At 35.2% G+C, this 9,095-nt stretch carries 6 protein-coding genes and 1 riboswitch; of the genes, 5 read left to right on the top strand and 1 reads right to left on the bottom strand.

Annotated features, from left to right (window positions below):
- Window positions 1-89 precede the first annotated feature (89 nt).
- Window positions 90-1,340, bottom strand: coding sequence for a methionine adenosyltransferase (gene metK / locus C245_RS0114360; protein WP_017497299.1), 1,251 nt, complete (start codon window positions 1,338-1,340; stop codon window positions 90-92).
- Between the two features lie 535 nt (window positions 1,341-1,875).
- On the opposite strand from metK, the gene C245_RS0114355 reads away from it, so the two are divergent.
- The 5 genes from C245_RS0114355 to C245_RS0114330 all read left to right on the top strand — a co-directional run bounded on the left by C245_RS0114355 (window position 1,876) and on the right by C245_RS0114330 (window position 8,774).
- Window positions 1,876-4,722, top strand: a complete 2,847-nt coding sequence (locus tag C245_RS0114355; RefSeq protein WP_017497298.1) for a TonB-dependent siderophore receptor — start codon at window positions 1,876-1,878, stop codon at window positions 4,720-4,722.
- 417 nt (window positions 4,723-5,139) lie between these two features.
- Window positions 5,140-5,328 (top strand): hypothetical protein, encoded by a 189-nt coding sequence (locus C245_RS0114350; RefSeq protein ID WP_017497297.1) that lies wholly within the window; start codon window positions 5,140-5,142, stop codon window positions 5,326-5,328.
- Between the two features lie 70 nt (window positions 5,329-5,398).
- Window positions 5,399-6,703, top strand: coding sequence for an O-acetylhomoserine aminocarboxypropyltransferase/cysteine synthase family protein (locus C245_RS0114345; protein WP_017497296.1), 1,305 nt, complete (start codon window positions 5,399-5,401; stop codon window positions 6,701-6,703).
- A gap of 179 nt (window positions 6,704-6,882) precedes the next feature.
- Window positions 6,883-7,971 (top strand): aspartokinase, encoded by a 1,089-nt coding sequence (locus tag C245_RS0114340; RefSeq protein WP_017497295.1) that lies wholly within the window; start codon window positions 6,883-6,885, stop codon window positions 7,969-7,971.
- A gap of 602 nt (window positions 7,972-8,573) precedes the next feature.
- A complete protein-coding gene (locus C245_RS0114330; RefSeq protein WP_026110069.1) occupies window positions 8,574-8,774 on the top strand; it encodes a hypothetical protein in 201 nt (66 codons plus the stop codon).
- Between the two features lie 188 nt (window positions 8,775-8,962).
- A riboswitch (SAM riboswitch) is annotated at window positions 8,963-9,071 on the top strand.
- Window positions 9,072-9,095: the final 24 nt, after the last annotated feature.

Here is a 9,095-nt window from a genome sequence, read left to right as displayed (position 1 = left end):
TTTTTTATATTTAAGAATAAATAGTTATTGTCTGACAATCTAAAAATTCAAGTTAGTCTAATGATCTATTTAGTCTGATGATCTAAAATCTACAATCCAAACTCCGCTTTTACTTTGTCAACGAAATCAAGTTTTTCCCAAGTAAACAATTCAACAGTAACTGTTTTTTCGTTTCCACCAGGAGCAGAGAAAGTTTTAGTTACAGTTTCCGGTTTACGTCCCATGTGTCCGTAAGCAGCAGTTTCACTGTAAATAGGGTTTCTCAATTTCAAACGCTGCTCGATAAAGTAAGGACGCATATCGAAGATAGCTTCTACTTTTTTAGCGATTTCACCGTTTGTTAAGTTTACTTTAGAAGTTCCGTAAGTATCAATAAAAATACCCATTGGTTCAGCAACTCCAATTGCGTAAGAAACCTGTACTAAAATCTCATCAGCAATACCTGCTGCTACTAAGTTTTTAGCGATATGACGTGTTGCATAAGCCGCACTTCTGTCTACTTTACTTGGATCTTTTCCTGAGAATGCACCACCACCGTGAGCACCTTTTCCACCGTAAGTATCCACAATAATTTTTCTTCCTGTTAAACCAGTATCTCCGTGAGGTCCTCCAATAACGAATTTCCCAGTTGGATTAATGTGGTAGTTGATTTTATCATTGAATAAATGCGCGTGAGCTGGATTTTTAGCAATGATTCTTGGAATCAAAATTTCGATAATATCTTTTTTGATTTTAGCAAGCATTGCCGCTTCTTCATCAAAATCGTCGTGTTGAGTTGAGATTACAATTGCATCAATACGAGTTGGTTTATTATCGTCACTGTACTCTAAAGTTACCTGTGATTTTGCATCAGGACGTAAATAAGTGATCTCCTTATTTTCACGTCTTAAAATAGCTAACTCCTGTAATAATTTATGAGACAAATCAAGTGCCAATGGCATGAAGTTTTCAGTTTCGTTAGTTGCATAACCAAACATCATTCCTTGGTCTCCAGCACCTTGCTCTTCCGGCTTAGCTCTGTCAACTCCTTGATTAATATCTGCTGATTGCTCATGAATTGCTGAAAGAATCCCGCAAGAATTTGCCTCAAACATATATTCGCTTTTAGTATATCCAATTTTACGGATTACTTCGCGAGCAATTTGCTGCACATCAAGATAAGTATTCGATTTTACTTCACCAGCTAAAATTACCTGACCAGTAGTAACCAGAGTTTCACAAGCTACTTTTGAGTCAGCATCAAATGCCAAAAAGTTATCAATTAATGCATCCGAAATTTGATCTGCAACTTTGTCTGGATGCCCTTCACTAACAGATTCTGACGTAAATAAATAAGCCATAATAATGTATTAAATTAAAATTAAGCGAGAAAAAATAATTGCTAAAAAGGGCTAAAGGAGAAATTCTGCTTTAGCATTTTTTACTACCGAAATCTATGTTTCAGTACCCATAACGAACCGTTTCATTATGAAGAGGTTGCAATCAGTTCAAATTTTTCCTCTTGTATTCGCGTGCAAAGGTATAAAACCATTTTGATTTGCAAATTAAACTTTTCATTTTTTTGATTTTAGAAGCAGAAATTTAACATATCATACTATTTTGATAGGGTAATAGAAATTATTTTGGTTTTTGTTTGGCTGATTAAAAAATAGTTTGCAAATTTGCCCCATCAAAATAAAACAAAAAATGAAATTAACGATTTGCAATATGTCATGTATGATGCCGGAGCCTTCCGCAGAGACACTGTTGTAGTTTTTTTTAAGAAATATACATATAGAACCTCTGCCGCTCGCAGGGGTTTTTTTTGTTCCAAAAAGAAACCGGATTGTAAATCACTTTTTAAGTCAGAAAACAATATAAAACCAGAAAAAAGTAATGAAAAAGAATGTAGTAGTAGCTTTAAGTCTTTTGACCTTTTCGGGCATTTATGCGCAGGAGAATAAAAAAGAACAGGACAGTTTAAAAAATAATGAATTGACCGAAGTGACCATTGTAGGGTCGCGCAGCAAAAACAGAGTAAAAACAGATGTACCGGTTCCGGTTGATGTTTTTAATATTTCAGAAATAACAAAAGGAGCGCCGCAAACCAGCGTAACCCAAATTTTAAATTATGTGGCACCTTCTTTTACGAGTAACGCAACTTCTACAGCAGATGCGACAGACCACGTTGATCCGGCACAGTTAAGAGGTTTAGGGCCGGATCAGGTTTTGATTTTGGTAAACGGAAAACGAAGACATACAAGTTCATTAGTCAATATTAATGGATCGCCAGGAAGAGGATCTGTAGGAACAGATTTAAATGCTATACCTTCATTTGCTATTGAAAGAATCGAGGTTTTACGTGACGGTGCAGCGGCTCAGTACGGTTCGGATGCGATTGCGGGAGTTATTAATATCGTATTGAAAAAAAATGCCAACTATCTTTCAGGAGGCATACAGTATGGTACCAACTTATCTTCGGGATCGAATAATTTTAAAGGAGGAGCTGATGGTCAGAATCTACAAGTTGATTTAAATTACGGAACTTCTTTGGGTAAAGCAGGGAGCTTCCTGAATGTTACCGGTAGCGCTGTGACCAGACAGGCAACAAGCCGTGCGGGAATTAGAAGCAACGCAATTTTTAATGCCTACAATGCTGTCGAGAACAGAGCAGCTCAGAACGGTGTGAACATTAATTCATTTTTCAGTAATATTAATAATACCCCAAATTCAGCGCAAATTCTGAATTCGCTGAAACAATATGCGCCACAGGTGGGTTATTTTACACCGGCACAGCAAAATGCTATTGCTTCGGCAGGTACTATTGCGCAAATGCAGACTGCTTTGAATTTTGATGTAACCAACAATGAGTTGGCGTACAGAGGTCAGGAAAGAAGCGACTATAATATGAGTGTAGGCCAGTCTGAATTAGCATCTGGACAATTATATTACAATACAAAGTATCCGTTAACCGAAACAACATCTTTATATTCATTTGGAGGTTTGTCTTATAGAAATGGTAGATCGTATGCTTTTAACAGACTTCCAAACGGTTCAGGAACTTTTACACAGGTATATCAAAATGGATTTTTACCGGAAATAGAATCTTCGATCTTAGATGCTTCTGCAGCAGTTGGAGCTACAACAGAATTATTCGGTTTTGACACCGATATCAGTACAAACCTCGGAACAAACTCTTTTAAATATGATGTGAACAATACTATTAATGCTACTTTGGGAACCAATTCGGCTTCGAGTTTTTATGCTGGTAAAGTTTCGTTTTTGCAAAGTACAACCAACTTGGATTTAAGTAAAAAGTATGATGTTTTAAACGGCCTGAATGTTGCCTTTGGTGGAGAATTCAGATATGAAAACTACCAGATTCAACAAGGAGAAGAAGCTTCTTACGGATTGTACGATACCAACGGAAATTTGGTTCCTGGAATTTTACCAAGTAATTCGCCTTTAATCGTAACCGACTTTTTCGGGAATAAGCGTGGAGCCGGAGCACAAGGATTCTCAGGGTTTCAGCCTTCAGATGCTAAAGTTAAGGATAGAAAAAGTGGTGCAGCTTATGTGGATTTAGAATTAAATGCTACAGAAAACTGGCTTCTAAACGGAGCAGCGCGTTACGAGAACTATTCTGATTTTGGAAGTACTGTTACCTTTAAATTGGCGTCTCTTTTGAAATTAACAGACAATATCAACTGGAGGATTTCAGGACAAACAGGTTTTAGAGCTCCTTCACTACAGCAAAAATATTTTGAAAGCAGTTCCACTCAGTTCATAAACGGTTCTCCTTATCAGGTGGGTTACTTTACAAATGATTCACAAGCAGCCAAAAGTATTGGGGTTGAAAACTTAAAAGCGGAGAAATCAAAAAGTATCAGTACCGGATTTACATTCAAGATTCCTGAAGCAAACATTACCATTGCAACAGATGCTTATTTTACCAGAATCGACGACAGAGTAGTATTAACCGGGCAGTATGCAAGACCAACAGATGCACAGATAAATGGAGCAACCTCGTCGGAACAAAAAGATGCCTTAACTTTATTTCAACAGGCCTTTGATTTAAAAGGTGTGGAAAGAGCTTCGTTCTGGACCAACGGAATCAACTCTGAAACGAAAGGTATTGATGTTGTAATTTCACATAAATACAATGTTATTCCGGATTTCACGATCAGAAATGATTTTGCGTTGAGCTACAATACCACCAAAAGAGTAGGAGAATTAAATGTTCCTCAATCGATCATCAATGCAGGTGGAGAGCCTTTTAAATATTCATTCTTTCCGGAGTCAAGCCGAATTTATTTAGAAGAAGCCATTCCAAAATTGAAAGCCAATTTGATGACTACATTTAGTATCAAAAAACTGGACATTTATTTAAGAAACAGTTATTTCGGAGCAGTGACAGACCCGGGAGCAACAGATGTAAATTTAGACGGATCATCTTCTGTTTACGAACATCCTGAATACAGCGCTAAATTGGTTACCGATTTGTCTTTTGGATATCAGATTAACGAGAAATTCAGATTCACAGTTGGTTTCAATAATATAGGTGATGTTTATCCGGACCGAAATAATCCTGCAACACCTGCCTTTACCAATACAACGCCAACCTTGTCGCCTGCGCCAAGTACAGATTTAAGCAACGCCAATCAGTTTGCTTATTCCAGAGCGGTATCACAATTTGGATTAAACGGAAGATTTGGTTTCGCCAGATTGAGTTTTAAGTTCTAAGACCATAATATTGGCCACAGATTATAAGGATTAAACGGATTTACGTTGATCTGATAATCATATTAATCCCTTAATCTGTGGCTGTTTTTTATTTTTTCATGACTATAATACCTGCATTTACAGGGAGTAATAAAAATTTTACATTAAATATTGATATTTAATTTGGTAGTTAGGAAAATACTTATTACATTTACTCTATAGAATTAGTAGAATTAAAAAAGACAATTAATTTTAAATAAAATAAAAATGAAAACAATAGCAAATAGTATGATGATGTGTTGTGAGATGATGCAAATGTGCATCCCAAATTGCTGTTACCAAAAGTGAAAGAGTAAATCTTTGTTATAGTTAGAACTATAAGCCCTTTTGGTCGCCATCCGAAAGGGCTTTTTTAATTCCGAAACTAAAACAAGTATCATGAAAACACTACATATTATAGTAAGAGAGATTTTATACAGATTGAAAACCGATTATAAACGATTTGCAGCTGCAGTTAAAAATAGAAAAGTGAATGCAGTTAAAATAAAAGGAGAGCTTTATTCGAGTGAATCAAATTCTCTGCTTTTCCAAATGTACCTGCATGAAGAAGAAGATCTTTTTATTTGAGATATAAAAACGACTGTAATAATTAAAGAATAAACCAAAAGCTATAAACAATACCTAAAACTAAGAAATCATGAGCACACAAAAATTTGCCACAAACGCACTACACGCAGGACACGATGTTACTAAAAATGCAGGAACCAGAGCAGTTCCAATTTACCAGACATCATCGTATGTTTTTAACAATTCAGATCATGCAGCCAATTTATTTGGTCTTGCTGAAGCCGGATTCATTTACACCCGATTAAATAACCCTACAAATGATGTTTTGGAACAACGTCTTGCAGCGCTTGAAGGTGGAATTGGGGCAGTAGTTACAGCCTCAGGAGCCTCTGCAATTTCCACATCTTTATTGACTTTGCTAAAAGCAGGAGATCATATTGTGGCTTCAAATAGTTTGTACGGAGGAACGTATAATTTATTGAGTGTAACTTTACCGCGTTTAGGGATTACAACTACCTTTGTAGATCCTTCAAAACCCGAAAATTTCACTAAAGCTGCCAAAGAAAACACACGGGCATTTTTTGTCGAATCTTTAGGAAACCCAAAATTAGATGTGCTCGATCTGAAAGCGATTTCAGCAGAAGCTAAAAAATTTAAGGTTCCTTTTATTGTAGACAATACAGTAGCTACTCCATATTTATTAAATCCGATTGCTTACGGAGCAGACATTGTCATTCACTCCCTTACCAAATATATTTCAGGAAACGGAACCTCATTAGGAGGAGCCATTATCGACGCCGGAACTTTTGACTGGGCGAATGGTAAATTTCCTGAGTTCACAGAACCTTCACCGGGATATCATGGCTTAGTGTATCACGAAGCTTTAGGAAATGCTGCTTTCATTGCTAAAGCAAGAATCGAAGGATTACGTGATTTTGGAGCAGCTTTGAGTCCGTTTAATGCTTTCCAGATCATTCAGGGATTAGAGACTTTACCAATTCGAATTCAAAAACACAGCGAAAATGCTTTGGCTTTGGCTTCCTGGCTAGAAAAACAGGAAGAAGTAGCTTGGGTGAATTATCCAGGCTTAAAAACCAATAAATATTATGACCTGTCACAGCAGTACTTGCCAAAAGGGCAAAGTGGTGTCGTTACCTTTGGATTAAAAGGAGGTTTTGAAGCAGCCAAAAAAGTGGTAGATGAAACCAAACTTTTTTCGCTTCTGGCCAACATTGGTGATACCAAGTCATTAATCATTCATCCTGCAAGTACAACGCATCAGCAATTGTCTGATGCCGAACAATTAGAAACGGGAGTTTCAAAAGATCTGGTTCGACTTTCCGTTGGACTAGAAGATATAGAAGATTTAATTGCTGACTTGCAAACTGTTTTTGCAAGCGTGACCGAGTCACAATACAGCATTAATAAAAACTAGGTTTTTTTGTTTTTTGTTTGAAAAATTGCCTTTAGCAGCGTGAGTTCTGCTAGAGGTGATTTTTTATAAAAAGCAAATCAGTATAAAAGTTTTAAACCTTATAGGTGTTGAGGTTTAATGTAGAGTGCTACAGTGTACTTAAAATAGTTATAAGGTTTAAAAAATTAAAAAGTAAAATTATGTCAAAGCTTAAAATAAATATCATCCTTTTTGGAATTGGAAATATAGGGAGTACTTTGATCAATCAAATTATTGAAAGTCAGGAGTTTTTTCTCAAAAGTAAGAATATCGATTTTCACTTTCCAATTATCACCAATTCAACTGTAGCTTTTTTCGAGAAAGAAGGCGTAGGATATGCTTGGGAAACCAATTTTCTGGAATTGGCCGTTCCTTTTAAGGTTCAGGATATTATTGAATTTGCCAAAGAAAATGAATTTGAAAATTTAATCGCTGTAGATGCCACTGCGAGCGATGAATTAATACATCACTACAACACATTGATCGAAAACGGGTTTAATATTGTAGCGGTAAATAAAAAAGCCAATACATTGCCGATTGATTTATACAAAGAGATCAGGTCAAACCTTAAAAAGTACGACAAAGAGTTTTTGTATGAAACCTCAGTAGATACCGGATTTCCGGTTTTACAAACTTTGAGAGACTTGTATTATTCAGGCGAAAAAATCACAAAAATTCGTGGTGTTTTTTCAGATAATCTGAGTTATGTTTTTAATCGCTTTGCTGCCGAAGAAACAACCTTCTCTTCTTTATTAAAAGATGCAAGTTTACTCGGTTTAATGCGTTCTACCTTTAAAGAGGATTTATCCGGAAATGATACGGCCAGAAAATTACTGATTCTCACGAGAGAAATTGGAAAAGATTTTGAGCTGTCAGATATAAAAATTAATTCTCTTATTAATGAAGAGCATCTGGAGCAAAACGGCATTCTGAATAAAGAAGCAATTGATCGATCGTTTAAGATTGCTAAAATTAGTCAGGCAGATGATCATGTACTGCGATATGTGGGAGAATTTGATGTTGTAAAAAATACATTAGAAGTCAAACTGGTTTCAGAACCTATTACTTCAGCAATAGGTCAGTTGAAAGGATCAGATACCATTTTCGAAATTTATACACAATCGTATGCAGCTGTTCCAATTGTGATTCAAAGTGCTTCGGCCTGTAAGCAAGCCATTTCAAGGGGTGTAATTACAGATATTTTAAAAGTAGCCGAAAAGATCAAAAATAAAGAAGCAGTCTGGTTGTAAGTGGTTTCGAGATACTAGTAAGTTGTTCTTTGATATAATGAAACAGGAAAGTTTTAAGTTATTTTTCGTAGGATTTATCTTTTAAATATTGATATGTTAATTTTGTAAGATGTTTTTTAACCCAAAAAGGTCGCTTTTTAACGTTTTTTAGGATTAATTTATTGGGACTCACTTGCATAATTGATAAAATATTCGCAAATTTGTAAGACTTCAAAGCTAAAGAAGAAATAATTTAGTATTCTGAATGAAAGTTACATCGATTGAGGCAAAAGTTTTGTACTCTGTTGATTAAAAGAAGAGTAAAATAGAAATATTTCTAAAGTTTAAAGAAGTTTATTAAAATAGAAAAAAATGCAAGAATTTTTTAAAATAGCAATTAAGTCCCAGATGAATAAGTCCCTACAGATGAACAAGATGTTTAACGTCGCACGTATTTGTGTATGCGTCTGTTGATACTAAAAGTATATATAAGTTGTAAAAAACTTGAACCCTTTTGGTATTAAAAATCCAAAAGGGTTTTTTTATTCCATTTGGTTACGATAACAAAGAAATAAACATAAAATAAAGATAATAACACGCAAACTAACATAAACTTAAATGTCATGAGCACAATAAACTACCTAACAAAGACTTTTTCAACATTGAAAAACATTAGAGCTAAAAGAAACAATGCACCGCCAACAAATGAATTGACCGATTCAAGATTCGGGGTGACTGAAACAAATAAAAAAGCGGAGAAAAAAAATCCGGATTCATTATTGTTTTTGATGTATTCAAAAGAAAATGAAACGCTTTTTATTTAAATCTAAAAGCATCATAAAATAGAGGGAAACCTGCTTAATTTTACTGGGCAAATTGTTCGGTAATTTTTTGCGTACACTAGTTTTTGTTTGAATTATGTTTAAGAAATTGAGGAATCAGTTTCGATAAAATTTGTTTGTTTGAGAAATTAGTAGTTAATTTGCACCTTTAAGTTCAAAAACGTATTGAAATGTTATAAAGAAAGGACGAGGGATTAGACCCGATGAATCCTTAGCAACCCTTCGTTAAATCGAAGAAGGTGCTGCATTCTACCACGCCTAAACGTGGAAAGATAACAACAAGAAATTTTCTGGTTTCACTCT

This window comes from Flavobacterium sp. WG21 (assembly GCF_000335775.1).
Taxonomy (GTDB): Bacteria; Bacteroidota; Bacteroidia; order Flavobacteriales; family Flavobacteriaceae; genus Flavobacterium; species Flavobacterium tructae.
This window is presented reverse-complemented; position numbering and strand designations above follow the sequence as displayed.

Coding starts and splice junctions, on each gene's coding strand:
- metK (WP_017497299.1), bottom strand. CDS start 1,340: ATGGCTTATTTATTTACGTCAGAATCTGTTAGTGAAGGGCATCCAGAC.
- C245_RS0114355 (WP_017497298.1), top strand. CDS start 1,876: ATGAAAAAGAATGTAGTAGTAGCTTTAAGTCTTTTGACCTTTTCGGGC.
- C245_RS0114350 (WP_017497297.1), top strand. CDS start 5,140: ATGAAAACACTACATATTATAGTAAGAGAGATTTTATACAGATTGAAA.
- C245_RS0114345 (WP_017497296.1), top strand. CDS start 5,399: ATGAGCACACAAAAATTTGCCACAAACGCACTACACGCAGGACACGAT.
- C245_RS0114340 (WP_017497295.1), top strand. CDS start 6,883: ATGTCAAAGCTTAAAATAAATATCATCCTTTTTGGAATTGGAAATATA.
- C245_RS0114330 (WP_026110069.1), top strand. CDS start 8,574: ATGAGCACAATAAACTACCTAACAAAGACTTTTTCAACATTGAAAAAC.